General features: G+C 44.5%; 12 protein-coding genes. 10 read left to right on the top strand and 2 right to left on the bottom strand.

What is annotated here, in order from left to right:
- Window positions 1-188 precede the first annotated feature (188 nt).
- The 10 genes from AC59JO_RS16670 (at window position 189) to AC59JO_RS16715 (ending at window position 16,757) form a co-directional block, all read left to right on the top strand.
- Window positions 189-3,299 (top strand): SusC/RagA family TonB-linked outer membrane protein, encoded by a 3,111-nt coding sequence (locus tag AC59JO_RS16670; protein ID WP_497306576.1) that lies wholly within the window; start codon window positions 189-191, stop codon window positions 3,297-3,299.
- A gap of 23 nt (window positions 3,300-3,322) precedes the next feature.
- Window positions 3,323-5,218, top strand: a complete 1,896-nt coding sequence (locus AC59JO_RS16675) for a RagB/SusD family nutrient uptake outer membrane protein (protein ID WP_497306578.1) — start codon at window positions 3,323-3,325, stop codon at window positions 5,216-5,218.
- Window positions 5,219-5,237: 19 nt separating this feature from the next.
- Window positions 5,238-5,948 (top strand): DUF3823 domain-containing protein, encoded by a 711-nt coding sequence (locus tag AC59JO_RS16680; RefSeq protein ID WP_497306580.1) that lies wholly within the window; start codon window positions 5,238-5,240, stop codon window positions 5,946-5,948.
- An 87-nt stretch (window positions 5,949-6,035) separates the two neighbouring features.
- Complete coding sequence (locus AC59JO_RS16685) at window positions 6,036-7,877, top strand: glycoside hydrolase family 2 protein (RefSeq protein ID WP_497306582.1); 1,842 nt, start codon at window positions 6,036-6,038, stop codon at window positions 7,875-7,877.
- 11 nt (window positions 7,878-7,888) lie between these two features.
- Window positions 7,889-9,961, top strand: a complete 2,073-nt coding sequence (locus AC59JO_RS16690; protein WP_497306584.1) for a beta-L-arabinofuranosidase domain-containing protein — start codon at window positions 7,889-7,891, stop codon at window positions 9,959-9,961.
- Window positions 9,962-9,972: 11 nt separating this feature from the next.
- A complete protein-coding gene (locus tag AC59JO_RS16695; RefSeq protein WP_497306586.1) occupies window positions 9,973-10,998 on the top strand; it encodes a family 43 glycosylhydrolase in 1,026 nt (341 codons plus the stop codon).
- A gap of 34 nt (window positions 10,999-11,032) precedes the next feature.
- The gene (locus AC59JO_RS16700; RefSeq protein ID WP_497306588.1) at window positions 11,033-12,172 is read left to right on the top strand and encodes a sialidase family protein; all 1,140 of its coding nucleotides are present in this window, start codon (window positions 11,033-11,035) and stop codon (window positions 12,170-12,172) included.
- Between the two features lie 190 nt (window positions 12,173-12,362).
- Window positions 12,363-13,433, top strand: coding sequence for a cellulase family glycosylhydrolase (locus AC59JO_RS16705; RefSeq protein WP_497306590.1), 1,071 nt, complete (start codon window positions 12,363-12,365; stop codon window positions 13,431-13,433).
- 214 nt (window positions 13,434-13,647) lie between these two features.
- Window positions 13,648-14,658 (top strand): glycoside hydrolase family 43 protein, encoded by a 1,011-nt coding sequence (locus AC59JO_RS16710; RefSeq protein ID WP_497306592.1) that lies wholly within the window; start codon window positions 13,648-13,650, stop codon window positions 14,656-14,658.
- 8 nt (window positions 14,659-14,666) lie between these two features.
- Window positions 14,667-16,757, top strand: coding sequence for a CehA/McbA family metallohydrolase domain-containing protein (locus tag AC59JO_RS16715; protein ID WP_497306594.1), 2,091 nt, complete (start codon window positions 14,667-14,669; stop codon window positions 16,755-16,757).
- Between the two features lie 511 nt (window positions 16,758-17,268).
- Here the strand turns inward: AC59JO_RS16715 and AC59JO_RS16720 are convergent.
- On the bottom strand, window positions 17,269-18,075 hold the full coding sequence (locus AC59JO_RS16720; RefSeq protein WP_413669610.1) for a phytanoyl-CoA dioxygenase family protein: 807 nt from the start codon (window positions 18,073-18,075) through the stop codon (window positions 17,269-17,271).
- Between the two features lie 266 nt (window positions 18,076-18,341).
- Window positions 18,342-19,118 carry an SDR family NAD(P)-dependent oxidoreductase gene (locus AC59JO_RS16725; RefSeq protein WP_413669609.1) on the bottom strand — a complete coding sequence of 259 codons (777 nt, stop codon included), beginning with the start codon at window positions 19,116-19,118 and terminating at the stop codon, window positions 18,342-18,344.
- Window positions 19,119-19,293: the final 175 nt, after the last annotated feature.

Genomic DNA, 19,293 nt, shown 5'->3' on the forward strand with positions numbered 1-19,293 from the left:
GGCCAAAATCCTTTTTCTTTACAACATGATTTTAGATATGTCAATTGTACATTTTTAAAATCAAAACTTAACCAATTAATAGATCATTTATGAGAAAATTTTTACTACTCAGGCATGAGGGAAACCCCCATGTGCAGTGGCCGCCCAGTAAGTGGAGCCCAAAAGTAATGCTAATCGCTTTTTTCATCATGACCTGTTTCCTTTTTTCGTTTAGTGCATCAGCACAAAATAAAATTAAGGTTACAGGAACCGTGACAGACACCACCGGCCTGGTACTAACAGGTGTAGCGGTGAGGGTGCAAGGCACGCAAGGTGGAACAACGACAGATGCTCAGGGTAACTTTTCACTTAATGTACCTGCAGCAAACAGTACATTAACATTCACTTACATCGGTTACGTTACACAGGAGATTGCCCTGCAAGGCAGAACAACATTGAAGGTTCGGCTTCGCGAAACCAACTCATCCTTACAGGAGGTTGTGGTTACCGGTTATGGCTCGCAAAAGAAAGCCTCCATCACGGGTGCTATCTCCAGCGTAACCAGTAAGGACATTGATCGTGTGCACGCGGGTTCAACTGTTAGTACCACACTTGCCGGTAAAATCCCGGGTGTAACCTTCAGGCAGTCGGAAGGCAGGCCGGGTGCAAGCGCCGCTATCCAGATCCGTAACATGGGGTCGCCATTGTTTGTAATTGATGGGATCCAACAGGACGAAGGCCAGTTTAATAACCTTGCCCCAAATGACGTTGAAAGTATTGCGGTACTGAAAGATGCATCTGCTGCTATTTACGGTGTACGTGCTGCTAACGGTGTTGTTGTGGTAACTACCAAAAAAGGTTCGGGCGAATCAAGGATCAATGTTGATGCTTACACCGGTTACCAGAATTTTTATCGTTTCCCTAACGTATTAACCAATTCGTATGATTACATGCGTTATTTGGCCGATGCGCAGGTTAACAGCAACGGTTCAACAACTATTACCCAGGCCGATCTTGACAAATACAAAGCGGGAACCGGAAAAGGTTACCAAAGCTTTAACTGGCGCGATTACGTTTTGAAGGCTAATAACAATGCTCCTCAAAATTCGGCTAACATCAACTTTACCGGTGGTACAGATAAATTGAATTACTATGTATCGGCGACCAACCTGCACCAAAATTCTCAATTGGGTAAAGAGTATCTTTTTAACCGTTCAAACATCCAGTCAAACATATCATTAAAAGTAGCTAACGGCTTAAAGGTTAGTATGGACATTAACGGCCGTATCGAAACCCGCGAAAACCCGGGTGTACCTGGTGGTGACGATTACTTCCTGGCCCGTTTTGCTGTTTTAAGGAATACGCCGCTTGATCGCCCTTATGCTAACGACAATCCGGCCTACCTGAATGATATTGGCCATACCGAATCAAACTACGCTTTTCTTAATAAAAAGCTATCAGGATTATATCACGGCGATTGGCGCGTTTTGCAAAGCAACTTTGGGGCCGAATACCAGGTTCCGGGTATTAAAGGCTTGATGGTAAAAGGATTGTATTCATATTATATTGCTGATTACCTGCTTAATAACCAGGAGTATACCTATAACGCATATACTTACCGCCCTGCAACTGATACTTATGATGTAACCGGTGGTAGTACTAACCCTTGGCGTGAACGTGAGCAGAAAAAGGAATTTGCTAAAACTTATCAGTGGCAAATCAACTACAATAACACTTTTGGTAAACACACCATCGGCGCGACGTTTGTATCTGAGCGCATTGAGTTACAGCATTTACGTAACTGGATCCACGCTTCTCCGGTATCAAATAATTTACCGCTTATTTACTTCCCAACTGCCGATCAATACCAGGACAGCGATAATAAAGAAGCCCGTACAGGTTATATCGGTCGTTTTGATTACAACTACGACAACAAATATTACTTCCAGTTTTCAGGAAGGCGTGATGCATCTTATTTATTTGCCCCTGATAAACGTGTAGGTTACTTTCCGGGCGGATCTATTGGCTGGCGTGTTACCCAGGAAGGTTTCATGAAGAAATTACTTGGAGAAAACAGCATTCTGAATGATTTGAAGATCCGTGCTTCATACGGTGTATTGGGTGATGACCGTGATCCTAACAATGCCTCTAACCCAATCGTAACTCCATATGCTTACCTGCCAGGTTATAATTACAACGCAGGCACCGCAATTATTGACGGTAATGCTATCGTTACTTCAACCGATAAAGGTTTGGTAACAACCAATATCTCATGGTCAAAAAGTAAAATGACCGATGTGGGTATGGACTTTACCATGCTTAACAACAGGTTAAGTGGTGTTGTTGATTATTTCTACCGTAAACGTACAGGTTTGGCTGGTCCGCCATCTAAGTTGGTGTTACCACTGGAAGTGGGTTATTCATTACCTGCAGAAAACTCAAGCAGTGATTCACAATCGGGTGGTGAGTTTTCATTGAACTGGAATGATAAGGTTGGAAAAGTAAGTTATAACATCGGCGGTAACATTTCTTACTCGCGTCAAAAATCAATATTCAGGAACGAATATTTCGGTAACTCACTTGAACAATATTTTGGCTCGGCAATTAACCGTTATGCCAATATCGACTGGGGTTACACGGTTATAGGTCAGTTTTCATCTATCGAACAGATCAACAATTATAAGATCAACAACGACGGTCAGGGTAACAGGACAATGCTTCCGGGCGATTTAATGTATAAAGACTGGAACGGTGACGGTAAGATAGATAGTTACGATACACGTCCTATCGGTTATGGTTACGGCAAACAGCCAAATATCAACTTTGGTTTAACATTGGGAGCTGCATACCATGGCTTTGATTTCCATGCTGACTTTTCAGGCGGTGCAGGTTACACCTGGTTCCAGAATTATGAAACCCGTTGGGCATTCCAAAACAATGGTAACCTGAATACCATATTTGAAGACAGGTACCACCGTGCAGATCCGTTTGATATCAACAGCGCATGGATTCCTGGTAAATATCCTGCAAACAGGGTTAACCCGGGTACTACCAACAGTGATTATGACCGTAACTCAACTTTCTGGTTACATAGTGTAAAATACCTGAGGGTGCGTACACTGGAGTTAGGTTACTCATTACCTACTCAGCTGCTTGCAAAAGTGAAGATCAAGAGAGCGCGCTTTTATGTTAACGCTTACAATATGTTCTCGTTTGATAACCTGAAACAATTTGGCGTTGACCCTGAAACAACGGATGATAACGGGTTACAATTCCCACAGAGCAAGGTGCTCAACTTTGGTGTTAATTTAACCTTTTAATTGATCCCTCAAGTTTAAACCAAATGAAAAAAACAACCATAATATCAACATTTGCACTCCTGTTAGTTACAGGAGCATGCAGAAAAGACAGCGACTTTTTGGATGTACCCCCCAAGCAGGTGGTAACTTCAGACGTTGCATTCTCTGACCCCAACCTTGTACTTTCTATTCTTGCTGATTTATATAACCGTGTTTACGATTTTTCTGGTCTGGATAACGGCTGGGCATCATTTGCTGATTTTAGTGAATCGTTCCCTTCAGAAAACGGAAGCTATTATATAGTACAGCGTACAGGCTGGGATTTTGGCTCATGGGGTACCTGGGATTATAAATATGTTCGCGATTTGAACTTATTTATTGAGCGTGCTACTGCCGCCACCAAGTTAACCGACGCGCAAAAAAATCAATTTATTGCCGAAGGCCGTTTTTTACGTGCCCAGTATTATTTTGAGCTGGTAAAAAGAATGGGCGGTGTTCCTTTGATCACCAAATCGCTTAATTATGATTTCTCGGGCAACGTTGAAGCTTTACAGATCCCGCGTGCAAAAGAATCAGAAGTTTATGACTTTATCATTAGCGAGGCTGAAGCAATAAAGGGTTTATTACCGGTTAACGTTTCTGAAAAATCAAGGGCTACTCCGGCCGCAGTATTGGCTATGGAATCAAGGGCTGCTTTATATGCTGCTTCAATAGCCAAATATGGTGCTACAACGCCTCAGGTATCATTACCTGGTGGCGAGGTAGGTATCCCTGCAAGCGCTGCTACCGGCTATTACACCAAAGCACTTGCTGCCGCTAAAGAGATCATATCAGGCACAGCTGGCAATTATTCGCTTTACAAACAATTACCTGATTTAAGCGATAACTTTGCCAACTTGTTCCTTGATAAAAGCAGCTCGGAGTCAATCTGGGTTGAGGATTTCAAAGCCAATGGCGGTAAAACACATGGTTTTACCACTAACGATCAGCCTTTCTCAATTTCAGACGAAGGTTTGGATGCCGGAAGGTTAAACCCATCGCTTAACCTGGTTGAGGCGTTTGAAAAGCTCGACAATTCCTATGCCCCAATGGCAACTAAAGATGGATCAGGTAACCCTATTTACTATACCGATCAGTTAGATATGTTTGCCGGCCGTGATGCAAGGCTTGCTGGTACCGTACTATTGCCAAACGGATTATTTAAAGGTAAACGTACCGAGGTATATGCAGGTTATCAATTAGGTAACGGTACTGTTATATCAAGCAGTGATGCTACCATTACACAGGATGTTCCGGGCTTGGGCAAGGTACAGGTAGTGGGTAAAGACGGCCCGGTTAACGGCGCTGAGTTCCGTACTCAAACCGGTTTTTATATCCGTAAATACCTTGATCCAACTGTAGGTTCTGGTCGTCGTGGCCGTGGCAGTGATGTTAACTTTATTCGTTATCGTTATGCCGAAGTATTGCTGAATGCCGCCGAAGCAGATGCTGAATTGGGCAATTATGCAGAAGCTTCAGACTATATTAACCAGGTGCGTTTAAGGGCTGGCCTTACCACCCCATTGGTGCTTACTGCAGCTAATTATTTTGACCGTATTGTTCATGAGCGCCGTGTTGAACTTGCTTTTGAAGGCCATACTTTATTTGATATGAAACGCTGGAGAATTGCTGACGCCGTTTGGGATGGTAACTCAATGTCGGTTGCTGACCTGGTTGCCAATATTGGTAAAGCAACTAAACGTAGTACACAGCCTTTCGGCTTGTGGCCATATAAATACTACAATCCGGGTGATGTTAACAACGGAAAGTGGATATTTAAGGAAACAAAACCTTCGCCGGTAACAGGTTCAAACAGGTTCCTGTTGGGTAACTACTATTCACGCATCGGTGACGATGTTATAGCAGCCAACCCGAAAATTGTTAAACAACCAAATCAATAAGAGTTAAAGAAAAGTGTTTATGAAAATCAAGTTTCATCATATTTTAATAGGGCTTTTTCTTGCTGCCTCGGGCTGTAAGAAAGACAATTACGATGCGCCCACATCGAGACTGAGCGGTAGGTTGGTTTACAAAGGCGAAGCTATAAACGTTGAGTATAACGCTGTCCCTTATCAAATATATCAGCCTGGTTTTGCAACAAAATCAGCCATACAGGGAACCTTTGATCCTGATGGTAACTACGCGCAGTTATTGTTTGATGGCACCTACAAATTCACTATCCCTGCAAACCAGGGGCCATTTATGTGGAAAGAATTGCCGGCCGGAACCCGTGATAGTTTAACCGTAAACTTAAAGGGCAGCCAAACAGTTGATATAGAGGTAACTCCTTATTACCTGGTACAAAATGCCAAGTTTACAGCTACCGGCAGAAAAGTAACAGCTACTTTCGATTTGCAGAAAGTAATTACAGATGCCAATGCTAAAAATATCGACCGTGTTTATCTATATGTGAATAAAACACAGTTTGTGTCGGGCGGTTACCGTTTGGGCGATGGCGATCCGCCATCAATTGCAGGCTCGGCTATTACAAGCATGAATAATCTTAGCCTTAGCTTTGATGTACCCAATATAGTACCTACTCAAAATTACGTATTTGCACGTATAGGTCTAAAGATTGCCGGAGTTGAAGATTTAATCTTCTCACCGGTATCAAAAGTAACTCTACAATAATTTACCGGCCCCTGCCGTTGCGGTGGGGGCCATTTTTATATCCCTGCATCATTAACTAACATAATATCCTTACACTCCATTTAACTGATGAAGAAACTATCGCTTTGCCTGTCCCTTTTCATTTCTACCTATCTGTCTGCCAATGCACAGCAAGGCGAATGGCATCTGATAAAAGACAAGATCACCACCCCATGGGCCGAAAAGGTTGACCCTAAGGCTCCTCTACCCGAATATCCCCGCCCGCAAATGGTACGCGGCAACTGGCAAAACCTGAATGGTTTATGGAACTATGCCATAGTTCCTAAGGCTATCACAGGGCCAGCTAAATATGAGGGAAAGATCCTGGTGCCTTTTGCGGTTGAGTCGGCACTATCTGGTGTTGGTAAAACTGTTGGTAAGGATAGCATGTTGTGGTATAAAACAAGTATCAGCTTAAATAGAACATTAAAAGGTAAAGACGTACTGCTGCATTTTGGCGCGGTTGACTGGCGTACCGAAGTATTTGTAAACGGTAAAAGCGCCGGCATCCATGAAGGCGGCTTCGATCCTTTTACATTTAACATTACCCCTTATTTAAAAGGCGGTTCAAAACAAGATATTACTGTAAGCGTATGGGACCCGACAGATGATGGCCCGCAGCCGCGTGGTAAACAAGTAAAAAAGCCCGAAGGTATCTGGTATACTCCGGTTACCGGTATCTGGCAAACTGTTTGGCTGGAAGGTGTTGCTAAAACGCACATCGAAGCCACCAAACAAACCCCCAACATTGACGATCACACACTGTCGGTATCTGCCGAAGTTTCCAATAGCCAGCCGGGCGATAAGCTGAAGATCAGCGCCTGGAACGGCAAAACCCTTGTATCCGAAAAAACAATTGACGCCGGTGAAACCGCCGTGTTAGATATCAAAGACCAGCACTTATGGTCAACTACCGATCCGTTCTTGTATGACCTGAAAGTTGCTGTTATCCGCAACAACAAGGCGGTTGACGAGATAGGCAGTTACTTTGCCATGCGTAAGATTTCGCTTGGTGCTGATGCTAACGGCATTCAGCGCATGTTGCTGAACAACAAATTTGTATTTCAATATGGCCCGCTTGATCAGGGTTGGTGGCCGGATGGTTTATATACCCCGCCAACTTATGAGGCTATGAGCTTTGATATTGATAAGCTTAAGGAAATGGGCTTTAACATGATCCGTAAGCACATCAAAGTTGAACCTGCTCGTTACTATGCATATTGTGATAAAACCGGTATGTTGCTGTGGCAGGATATGCCAAGCGGCGATTTAGGTAACCACTGGGAAAACCGTCCGGGTGTGCTTGACCGCGCTACCGATCAGCAACGCAGCCCTGAATCTGAAGGTTATTACCGCAAAGAGTGGAATGCTATTATCAATTCGTTATATAACTATCCTTGTATCGTTGTATGGACTCCGTTTAACGAGGCTTGGGGCCAGTTTAAAACTGTAGAGGTCACTGAGTGGACAATGAAAAAAGACCCATGGCGTTTGGTAAACAGTGCCAGCGGCGGTAACTTCTACGATACCGGTAACATTGTCGATCTGCATAATTATCCGCACCCGGCTATGCCGCGTCCCGAGATCTTCGGCAAAACCAAAGCCGTTGTATTAGGCGAGTTTGGTGGCCTCGGCTGGCCTGTTGATGGCCATACCTGGCAGGCAAACAAAAACTGGGGCTATCAAAACTTTAAAAACGGCGACGACTTGTTTAAAAGGTATTCAACTTTTACTGATAGGTTGGAAGAGCTGATAAAAGTTGGTCTTTCGGCAGCGGTATACACCCAAACAACAGATGTGGAAGGTGAAGTGAACGGCTTCATGACCTACGACCGCAAGGTGATTAAAATGCCTGTTGAATTGTTACAAAAAGCCAACAGCAAACTGTACGATCCGGCGTTGGTGAAATAATATCTTTACGTATGACTATCAAAAACAGTATAAAATTAATGCGCAGGGAAGTTTGTCTTTCCGTAGCGATGATATGTGCAGGCTTTGCAACGGTGAACGCTCAGGGCGTGAAAGCAACCACGGTTACAACCGTTGATAACAAAGGTGCAAATGCTTTTTATGTAAATAACCGCGCCCCACTGCAACGACAATATTTTGCCAAACTGCCTACCGGTAGCATTGAAGCCGGCGGCTGGCTGAAGAAAATGCTGGAGCTGCAGCGCGACGGTTTAACCGGTAATTTGGGTGAGATCAGCGTATGGCTTTCAAAAACAAATAATGCCTGGCTTAATAAAGAAGGTAAAGGCGAATATGGTTGGGAAGAACTGCCTTATTGGCTAAAAGGTTATGCTGATATAGCCTATACGCTGAAGGATAAAAAAATGATTGCCGAAACCAAATTCTGGATTGATGCTGTATTGAATAATCAACGCGATAACGGGGATTTTGGTCCGGCGGTTGAACATAATGGTAACCGCGATTTGTGGACTAACATGCCAATGTTGTGGTGCCTGCAATCATATTACGAATACACCAAAGATCCGCGGGTTATCCCTTTCATGACCAAGTACTTTAAGTATGAGCTATCTGTACCCGACAGTAAATTTTTGAAGGATTATTGGGAGAACAGCCGTGGTGGTGATAACATGCTGAGTGTTTACTGGTTGTACAACCGCACCGGCGATAAGTTTTTGCTTGACCTGGCTACCAAACTTGATAAAAACACTGCCGACTGGCGCCAGGCTAATAACCTGCCCAACTGGCATAATGTTAACGTAGCGCAGTGTTTCCGCGAGCCGGCAACTTATTACCTGCAAAGCCATGATAAAAAAGATCTGGATGCAACTTACAACAATTTTAAACTGATCCGTGATATTTACGGCCAGGTTCCTGGTGGTATGTTTGGGGCCGATGAAAATGCACGTAAGGGTTATGATGATCCGCGCCAGGCAGTAGAAACCTGCGGATTGGTAGAGCAAATGACATCCGATCAGATGCTATTAGGCAATACCGGCGATCGTTTCTGGGCCGAGAACTGCGAAGATGTTGCTTTCAATACCTTCCCGGCTGCATTTATGCCCGATTATCGTGCTTTGCGCTATTTAACTGCACCCAACATGGTGGTGAGCGATGGTAAAAACCACCATCCGGGTATAGCCAATGAAGGTCCGTTTTTAATGATGAACCCTTTCGGCAGCCGCTGCTGCCAGCATAACCACGCCGCAGGCTGGGTATATTATGCCGAAAACAGCTGGATGGCTACCCCTGATAACGGTATAGCCGCATTGCTTTACACCGAAGGTAAGGTTAACGCAAAAGTTGGTAATGGCACCGCGGTAAGCATTGCCGAAACAAGCCACTATCCATTCCAGGATCAGATCAACTTTACGGTTACTGCGCCAAAAACGGTCGATTTTCCGCTTTACCTGCGTATCCCTGAATGGTGCAAAGGTGCTTCGGTAAAAGTTAATGGTGTTGCTGTAGATGTAAATACCTCAACAGGCGATTATATCCGTTTAGCAAAAAGCTGGAAAAACGGCGATAAGATAACCCTGCAATTGCCAATGCAATTGAAAGTGAAGGAATGGGCTAAAAACAAAAATAGCGTAAGTGTTAGCTACGGTCCGCTTACTTATTCTTTGAAAATTGAGGAGCAGTACACCAAGGGTGATAACCTGAAAGATGCACAGGGCGATTCGCATTGGCAGCCTGGCGCCGATCCTCAAAAATGGCCATCTTATAATATCTACGCAGCATCGCCATGGAACTACGGTTTGCTGATAGATGAACAGCACCCTGAAAAATCAATAGAGGTTATTAAACGCGCGTGGCCAAAGGATAATAATCCGTTCACTAATGCTAATGCTCCGATTGAGTTAAAAACAAAAGGTAAACAGCTGCCAGGTTGGAAGATTGACGAAACAGGCTTATGCGGTGTGTTGCCACAAAGTCCTGTAAAAACAGAAGAGCCGGCTAAAGAGCTTACATTGGTACCTATGGGCGGCGCAAGGTTAAGGATTTCGGCTTTCCCGGTTGCTGAATAATGAACGTACGAATGATAAAAGGAATATTATGCGGTTTAATGATGATGACTGGTTTTACTGCCGTAGCGCAGGATGCCGCGGTTAAAAACCAGCCGCCATCGCCGCTTTATCGTGATCCTATTTACGATGGCGCCGCCGACCCGGTATTGGTTTATAACAAAGCCGAAAAAGAGTGGACCATGCTTTATACCCAGCGCCGGGCCAATGTACAATCGCCGGGAGTAGCGTTTTGTTATGGTACTGCCATTGGCGTGGCTACCTCTAAGGATCATGGGCATACCTGGGTATACCGCGGTGCGTTAAACCTGGAGCATGAACGCGGGCAAAACACTTTTTGGGCTCCCGATGTGGTTTTTGACAAAGGCGTTTATCACATGTTTGTGGTATATATCCCGGGAGTGTACAGTCAATGGGGTGGCGACTCGCACCTGGTACATTATACCAGTAAAAACCTGTGGGACTGGAAATATGAAGGGCAGCTAAATTTGCCCGATCATAACATCATCGACCCAACACTCATGAAACTGCCCGATGGTAAATGGCATATGTGGTACAAGGATCAAAAGCTTGGTAGCATCACCATGACCGCCGAAAGTAATGATTTGGTGAACTGGAAAGCAGACGATAAACCCGCCATTGAAGGCCGCGCACATGAAGGCCCAAAGATCTTCCGGTTTAAAGATTATTACTGGATGATCACCGACGAGTGGCAGGGGCAGCGCGTTTACCGCTCAAAGGATGCTAAAACCTGGGAGCACCAGGGTTTGGTGCTGGATAAGCCAGGTCACCGGCCGGAGGATACGCCAACAGGGGCCCATGCCGATGTGGTAGTGAGTGAAGGCCATGCCTATATCATTTACTTTACCCATCCCGGCCGTAAAAAGCATTTTGAAGATGGCGGGCTTGATGCCGATGGCGCTTACAGTTATACAACCAAGCGCACCTCCATCCATGCAGCAGAATTAGAATTTAATGGCGAAACGCTGGCGTGCGACAGGGACAAGCCATTTAGTTTCTGGCTGGCCGACGTCAAATAAAATATCGACAGAAATAAAAAGAATATAATTGGTTATGCGGCAGATATTCATTTGGTTAATGGGTGTGTTTGCCCCGGTGATGGTTCTGGGGCAACACAATGCCGTTAACAACAAAACCATTGCCTGGGATCAAACCACCTTAAAACAGGTGGGCAACAAGAACGGCAATTACGCCCGTATGGTCCAGCTAAGTAATGGCAGCCTGTTTTGTGTTTATGAAAGCGCCGGGGGCATTGAATGTATTACAAGCAACGATTTGGGTAAAAGCTGGCAGCAACCTGTTGTAATTGCAAAGCCGGTGCCCGGAGTGAACATGGCAGTGCCCGAGATATTGGAACTGAAAGACCACTCGTTACTGGCGTCATACAACCCACGCCCGCATAAGGTAAACGGCGGTTGGGATACCACTAAACGATTTGCCATCTGTACCAAAAAAAGTTACGATAAAGGCAAAACCTGGACGGATGAACGTTTGGTTTATGAAGCCCGCTACAATTTTGATGATGGCTGCTGGGAACCATCGCAGATTCAATTGCCATCGGGCGAGATCCAGTTGTTTTTTTCGAACGAGGGTGTTTACACAAAATCAAACGAGCAGAATATTTCCATATTTAGGTCGAAGGATAACGGCTTAAGCTGGACAAAACAGCCTGAAATAGTGTCTTTCAGGGCTGGCCATAGGGATGGCATGCCGGTGCCCATCCTCCTGAAAGGGAAAAATGAGATCGCGTTTTCGATAGAGGATAACGCCGGAGCAACTTTTAAGCCATCTGTTATTCGTAACAGTATCGGTCAAAACTGGCAAAAAACAGTAGGCTCCGATGATGCCGAACGTACATACGCGCTCATACCTAAATTGCAGGATACGGTTTATGCAGGTGCGCCTTATTTAAGGCAACTGCACAGCGGCGAAACGGTGCTGTCATACCAAAGTACCCAAAACCGCAACCATAACTGGGAACAGGCCTGTATGCAGGTAGCTTTGGGTAACAATGATGCTAAGGATTTTGCGTGTGTACCAACGCCATTCAATATTCCGCTTAATAAACACGGGTTATGGAATGCGTTGTGTGTGCTTAATGATGATACCATAATTGCGTTAACATCAACAAATGCGTTTGGGAATGGTACTGAGATTTGGATGATAAAGGGGAGGGTGGTAAAGAAGGACTAAAAGAAAAAATAAAAATGTCATTTCGATAGAGCGGTGGGGGCTGCGGGTTGGGGCGAAAGAGAAATCTTATACGGTACGCAGAGCTATAGCACAGTGTATAAGATTTCTCCTCACGCCTCGCTCATAACCCCTCCCGTTCGTCGAAATGACACACGGGTAAAACAGGAATTAAACTATTAAATACAGATAAATGCAAACAAAATTAAAAGTATTGGCCCTTGCTTTGGCAATGCCATTGGGGATGAGGGTAATGGCGCAGCAGAAAGCGCCGGCTCAGGTATGGTCAGAGGCGAAGGCAAAAACATGGTACGCGCAGCAGCAATGGCTGGTTGGGGCAGATTTTATTCCGAGCACGGCCATTAATCAGTTGGAGATGTGGCAGGCTGATACTTTCGATCCGAAAACAATAGATAGAGAATTAGGCTATGCTCAAGGTATTGGCATGAATGTAATGCGTGTATTTTTGCACCATTTAGCCTGGGAGCAGGATCCTGAAGGTTTCAAGAAACGCATGGACGAATACCTGGCCATTTCAAGTAAACACGGCGTTAAAACCATGTTTGTGTTTTTTGATGACTGCTGGAACAAAGTGCCTAAAGCAGGTAAACAACCTGAGCCAAAACCAGGTATCCATAACTCTGGCTGGATGCAGGATCCTGGCCAGCCGGCATCTGATAACGCGGCAAATTCGCCTGTGCTTGAAAAATATGTGAAAGATGTATTGAAGCGTTTTGCCAATGATAAACGCATTTTGCTTTGGGATTTGTATAATGAACCGGGTAACTCAGATAAAGGCAACAAAACTTTGCCGTTGTTAAAAAGCGTTTTCAAATGGGCAAGGCAGGTAAACCCAAGCCAGCCAATTAGTGCAGGCGTATGGCGCTGGGATTTGGAAGAGTTGAACAAATTCCAGATAGCTAACTCAGACGTTATTACTTATCATGACTATACCCCTGAAGCTGAACACCTGAAAACTGTGCAGTTTTTGAAAATGAATGGTCGCCCGTTGATTTGTACCGAATATATGGCCCGCCCGCGCAACAGTCTGTTCGGTACCGTATTACCAATGCTTAAAAAAGAAAATGTAGGCGCTATAAACTGGGGTTTTGTAAGCGGCAAAACCAACACCATTTACGCCTGGGATACCCCAATGCCCGATGGCAAAGAGCCTAAGCTGTGGTTCCATGATATTTTCCGTAAGGATGGTACTGCCTACATCCCTGAGGAAACAAACCTGATCAAGAAATTGACCGGAAGATAAATTTTTGATGTGCAGATTTCAAATGTGCAGATGATTTTCGGATCCTGAAACCGATGTTTTAAGTAGAGACGCATCACATGCGTCTCCCGCGTTCAACCTATCACATAAATCTGCTTGTCAAATATGATAAGCATGTTTATTACAGCCTTACGATGTTTTTAAAACTTCGTAAGGCTTGTTCCTCGCTAATACTACCCTTAAACCAATTACACCTATGAAAAAGTTTTTTAATTGCCTGGTGCTGGTTCTGTTAGTTACAATGACCGTCTGTCGCAGCCATGCACAGCAAGTTGGGCTAACCAAGCAGGCAGCGCCTTATAGCGGTCTTATTCATGTTGTGCTTGACAGGGATTTTCCCGATCCTACGGTGATCAGTTATAACGGTAAGTATTACGCGTACGCAACCCAATCGCCGGGAGGTGACGGGAAAATGATCAATATCCAGGTGGCCTGGTCAACTGATCATGAGCACTGGACCTACGCCGGTGACGCTTTGCCTCAAAAACCGTCATGGGCTTCCAATACGCAAAACTTTTGGGCGCCGGATGTTTTCTTCGATGCTAAACTCAACAAATTTGTCATGTTCTTTTCTGCCGATCCAAACGAGTTGACCGGCAAATGGATGGGCATAGCTTATGCGGATAGCCCGCTTGGTCCATTCACTGATAGAGGAGCACCATTTATGAAAGGCCCGGGCTTTCGCTGCATAGATCCTAAGGCCTTTGTTGATCCAAAAACCGGCAAACATTTCCTTTATTGGGGATCGGATTTTCAGCCATTACGGGTACAGGAAATGAAAGATGACTGGTCGGACTTTAAAGAGGGCTCTCAGCCAACAGTGGTAGTTGAGCCGGGCAAGGATAAAAGCTACAGCAATTTGGTTGAAGGCTCATGGCTTGATTATGATAACGGTACCTATTACCTGTATTACTCGGGTGATAACTGTTGCGGAGTGGGAGCCAATTATGCTGTAATGATAGCTAAGGCCGATAATCCGCTCGGTCCGTTTGTACGATTAGGTGAAAGCGATAAAACCCTCAATAGTGCTATTTTAATAAAAGATGCGGTTTATACAGCTCCTGGCCACAATTCTATTTTTACTGATGAAAAGGGAAATAAATTTATAGCCTATCATGCTATCGAAATAGCCCATAAAGAAAAGGGCAGGGTGATGTGCATCAACCCTGTTAAGTATCAAAACGGTTGGCCGGTAGTAACTAAATAATAAACGATATGGTTTATCAAATAAAACATCTTGTTCTTTGCGGATTGCTGTCACTGGTTTTTTTTAAGTCAGAGGCACAGGTGGCGGGTGATAAAGATTTTAAACCGGCTGCCGGTGTAAGCGTAAAGGCAAATACTTCAAACGTTACGGTAACATGGCCTGCGGGAGCAAATAGTAACGGTAGGCTTGTTTTAAACTTAAAAAATGACGAGCCGCTATTTAGCAGCGTTCAGTTAAGTAAAGCCGGGGTTTACAAGCCGGTGATTGAAAATGTTGATCCACAATTTATCCTTACAGAAGGTAAGCGTGATCTTATCTCCCAAAACGGCTGGAATATCTTTTTTGATAAGGTACCGCTGAAACCACACCACTCTTATAGGGTAGATTTTCATAAAAAATCCATCAGCGTAAGCAGCAAAGGCTCACGTACAATAATTACCTTGCCGGGAGTGGAAGCCCCTAATTTTAAAGGCGATCTGGAAATTACACTTTACAACGGGCAGCCTTTATTTAACGTAGCAGCAGTTGTATCAACCCAAATTGATTCGACGGCTATTTTGTATGATGCGGGTTTGGTCGCTAAAGCCCAACCGGTTAAAGCAGTGAGCTATAGTGATGTTTATGAACACCTGCAAATCGATGATATCAGTAAACCGGATACTGCTAAAAATCTTGCTGTAAAATATCGTGCCATCATCGGTACAAATGATAAAGGCAGCATAGCCGTGTTTCCGGCACCGCACCAGTATTTTTATCCTTTGGATGAAGCTTTTAATCTCAAATTTGTATGGTACGGTAACAATTACCGTAACCTGCTTCCGGGCTTTGGCCTTGGCGTTCGGCAGGAATTACAAGGGGATAAGCGTTTCGTACCCTGGTTTAACGCGCCCCCGGGAACCAAACAACGACTCAACTTTTTTTGCCTGCTGGGAACCGACGGAGCAGACGCTTTGCTGAATAATGTAAAGCAATTTACCCATAATGATAGCTATAAGCCACTTCCCGGTTACAAAACCATGGCAAGCCATTTTCATAACGAGTTTATCATGAGTGTGGTGCTTGCGGGCAAGCCGGTTCCTGATAGTCCATCGTTTGTGAAAGTTTTAAAGCGCCGGGGGATTAATATTGTTCACCTGGCCGAGTTTCATTATACCGCCCATCCTAAAGGACCGGATGAACAACGACTTAAAGAACTTCAAGCACTGTTTGATCAATGTAACCGTTTATCTGATAAAAACTTTTTGCTGCTGCCCGGCGAGGAACCTAATGAGTTTTTCGGCGGTCATTGGCTGGCATTTTTTCCGAAGCAGGTTTACTGGATCATGTCGCGTAAGGCGGGTACGCCTTTTGAAAGTACCGATGCTGAACATGGTAAAGTTTATCATATAGGCGATAAAGCCGATATGTTAAACCTGCTTAAAGCCGAAAAAGGCCTGGCCTGGACAGCGCATGCCCGTACTAAAGGTTCTACCGGTTTCCCGGATGCTTATAAGAAAGAAGGTTTTTACCTGTCGGACAGGTTTTTGGGAGCCGCCTGGAAAGCTTTGCCTGCTGATTTGTCTGAACCTCGTTTGGGCAAACGTGTTTTCGATCTGATGGATGATATGAACAACTGGGGACTGAAAAAGAAAGTACTCTCTGAAGCCGACCTGTTCAGCATCGAGCCCGAAAATGAAATGTACGCGCACCTCAATGTAAACTACCTGAAACTTACCCAACAGCCTGAATATAAAAATGGCTGGCAGCCTGCGCTTAATGTGCTGGAACAAGGCAAATTCTTTTCAACCACAGGTGAAGTTTTAATTGAGGATTTTACAATAAATGGCCATTCATCCGGCGAGACCATAGCCATCCCGGCCGACGGAAAATGTACCATCAGCTTTAAAACCAGCTGGACATTCCCGTTAAATTTTGCTGAGATCATTTCGGGCGATGGCAAACAGGTTTATCGTGAGCGCATTGATCTTACCTCAACCCAGGCTTTTGGCACAAAAACATTCAGCAAAGTGTTGAACATGAAAGGCCGCAAATGGGCTCGACTTGAAGTTTGGGATGCCGCCGTTGATGGTGCTTATACACAAACGGTTTGGTTGAAGTAAAAACCTAAAACCTACGCCGCCGCCCGGCGGCGGGTAATACAGTAAGTCATTGCGAGTATCCACCAGGGAAGCCTGGAAAAAATCGTAATGACGTAGAAAAAATATATTTTAGGGATGTTGTGTGGGGGCCGCGTTAGGGATTGCAGTGAAAAGCCCACAGCGTGTGTAAGAGTTGCGGGTAGGAAAGGCGAGGACTTGTAACGGAAAGCCCGGGCCGCAGGCAACGCCTATGTTATAAAATAGATCAGAAAGATATATTTAATAATCAATAACTTACAATTATGCCATTATAAGCGAAGCAATCTGGTAGCAAATGCATGTCCGATGTGCATAGCTACAAGATTGCTTCGTTCCCGAAATAAATTCGGGACAGGCTGTACCTCCTCGCAATGACATAGTTTTATTTTACAGGGACTTTAACCAGTGCCCGCTCCGTAAAGAAACTTTTCAGGGCTGCAATTTTCCCGGTGCGGATGAGATAGCTGATGAATAAGGCAATTAACATAAATTTTTACTTAACAATACTTGCAAAACGTTGATAAAAGGCGGTAGGGCTGTCGGCGTGTTTGGGCTCGTATTTACCGGCAATAATGGGGATATATATTACCCTGCGGCGGCTTTCCTCACCAATAACGGTTGACTGGGCTACCCGGTGCCAAAGGCGGCCATCATGTATGGTCAGGTCGCCGGCTGTTGGGATAATAGCTACTTCATTTTCGTCGGTATCATGATCAAGGAAATACTTTTTACGGAAAAGCATCTGGTAAAGGTTTTGTTTATGTGTACCGGGCAGGATGCGTAAACCGCCGTTCTCCGGTTTCAGGGTACTTAAATGGATGCCAACATTAAGCATCGGGTTTAACTTTTGGCCATGAAAAATATCGCGCAGGCCATCCGTATGCCAGCCCATTTTAGTGAAGCTGCTTTCGGGGCCGTTTACGTAGTGGTTAAAAACCATTCCGTCCTTTTCATCTGTTCCCAGCCGTGAGCCTTCACCAATCAGGTTAAGCAGCACCTGGAAACGCGGATCTTTGGTAAATTCATCTAACAAACTATTATGCTGATTAATAAAAGCAAAGCGCTGTACAATAGGCGAGCCATCAAGGTCTTTACCATATTTGATCGGCACGCCATTCACCTTTTCGGTTTTATTGCTGATCCAGGTGTTTTCAACCTGTTTTGATGCATTGATAATGTCGGTAACAGTTTCGGGCTTAATGAAATTTTTAAAATGGATAAAGCCGTGCTGATTGAAAAAAGCTTGTTGTTCGGGCGTAATTGCTGAGCCTAATGTGAATTTTTGATATGACGTTGCCATGTGGTGGAAATGATATTAAAGTACCTGGAAAGTGAAATTGTAAACGCTTGATGCCGCCGGAGCGGTTTTAGGAAAGGAGATGGTCCTTTTTAAGGGAAATTAACAACAACAGCTGCACATGACCCTTGTTATCAAGGGCATTCGCATTGGGCATGCAAATAATATGTTGTGCGTATTGTTCAATGTATATTAAATCTATCTTTTTAGTAGATTAATGCAAATGTAAACAAATTGTTAATCACTCCAAATATTTATGAAAATATTTTTTAACGCTTGTAAAGTCCGGCGGTTACCTTTTCAATCAGGCGTTTAGGGCCATGCGTTGCTGCTACAGCCGAGAGCTTGTTTAAAAATCCGGGGACTATTTCGGCTTTTTTATTGAACATGCCTTTTATACCAATTACTGCAACCTCCCCGGGCTGCATATTGAATTTTGCGGCGAGTTCGGCCAGGGCATCCATACCGGCACTGTGTGCAAAACCGGTATCAGTAGGGCCGGGGCAAATACAGCTTACCGAAATATTGGTATCCTTAAGTTCATATCTCAAAGCCCGGCTAAATGATAAAACAAACGCTTTAGTTGCCGCATAAATCGCCAGGGTAGGTACAGCCTGGTAAGCCGCGGTACTGGATACGTTGAGGATAAACGCCTGTTGTTGTAATTTTAAAAGCGGGATAAAATGATAGGAAAGTTCGGTAAGCGCATTCATGTTAACCTGCATCATGCCGGTTTGCGGGGCCAGATCCAATTCATCGAAATTTCCCCACACACCGTGCCCCGCATTATTTATTAATATCGATATGGGTACATTTAAGCTTTTAGCCCAGTCGAAGATCCGAAGGGCGGCACCCGCGCCCGAAAGATCAGTCGCGAGATAATCAGCCTTCACATGATAGTCGGTTTTTATTTGGGCAGACAGGGCAATGAGATCATTTTCCGACCGCGAAACCAGCAGGAGGTTATAACTTTTTTGCGCCAGCAATATGGCCATTGCCCGTCCAATGCCTTTACCGGCCCCCGTAACTAATGCGTATTGATCCATTGTTTTTTGTGAAATATCGAAGGTGCAAGTTTAAATAAAAATAATCTACTAAACTTGTAGACTATTTAAAATGTTATTACGTTTGTACTGATATGAAAACTAATCCGCCCCGTTTTCGTTTTTTAAACTATAGCCACCCAGGCTATTGTTGTTGCCGGTAATTAGTAACCGCGTC

This window comes from Mucilaginibacter sp. A5337, from assembly GCF_059690695.1.

What these genes read in the sequence shown, in the direction of transcription:
- AC59JO_RS16670 (WP_497306576.1), top strand. Translation starts at nt 189, where the DNA reads ATGACCTGTTTCCTTTTTTCGTTTAGTGCATCAGCACAAAATAAAATT.
- AC59JO_RS16675 (WP_497306578.1), top strand. Translation starts at nt 3,323, where the DNA reads ATGAAAAAAACAACCATAATATCAACATTTGCACTCCTGTTAGTTACA.
- AC59JO_RS16680 (WP_497306580.1), top strand. Translation starts at nt 5,238, where the DNA reads ATGAAAATCAAGTTTCATCATATTTTAATAGGGCTTTTTCTTGCTGCC.
- AC59JO_RS16685 (WP_497306582.1), top strand. Translation starts at nt 6,036, where the DNA reads ATGAAGAAACTATCGCTTTGCCTGTCCCTTTTCATTTCTACCTATCTG.
- AC59JO_RS16690 (WP_497306584.1), top strand. Translation starts at nt 7,889, where the DNA reads ATGACTATCAAAAACAGTATAAAATTAATGCGCAGGGAAGTTTGTCTT.
- AC59JO_RS16695 (WP_497306586.1), top strand. Translation starts at nt 9,973, where the DNA reads ATGATAAAAGGAATATTATGCGGTTTAATGATGATGACTGGTTTTACT.
- AC59JO_RS16700 (WP_497306588.1), top strand. Translation starts at nt 11,033, where the DNA reads ATGCGGCAGATATTCATTTGGTTAATGGGTGTGTTTGCCCCGGTGATG.
- AC59JO_RS16705 (WP_497306590.1), top strand. Translation starts at nt 12,363, where the DNA reads ATGCAAACAAAATTAAAAGTATTGGCCCTTGCTTTGGCAATGCCATTG.
- AC59JO_RS16710 (WP_497306592.1), top strand. Translation starts at nt 13,648, where the DNA reads ATGAAAAAGTTTTTTAATTGCCTGGTGCTGGTTCTGTTAGTTACAATG.
- AC59JO_RS16715 (WP_497306594.1), top strand. Translation starts at nt 14,667, where the DNA reads ATGGTTTATCAAATAAAACATCTTGTTCTTTGCGGATTGCTGTCACTG.
- AC59JO_RS16720 (WP_413669610.1), bottom strand. Translation starts at nt 18,075, where the DNA reads ATGGCAACGTCATATCAAAAATTCACATTAGGCTCAGCAATTACGCCC.
- AC59JO_RS16725 (WP_413669609.1), bottom strand. Translation starts at nt 19,118, where the DNA reads ATGGATCAATACGCATTAGTTACGGGGGCCGGTAAAGGCATTGGACGG.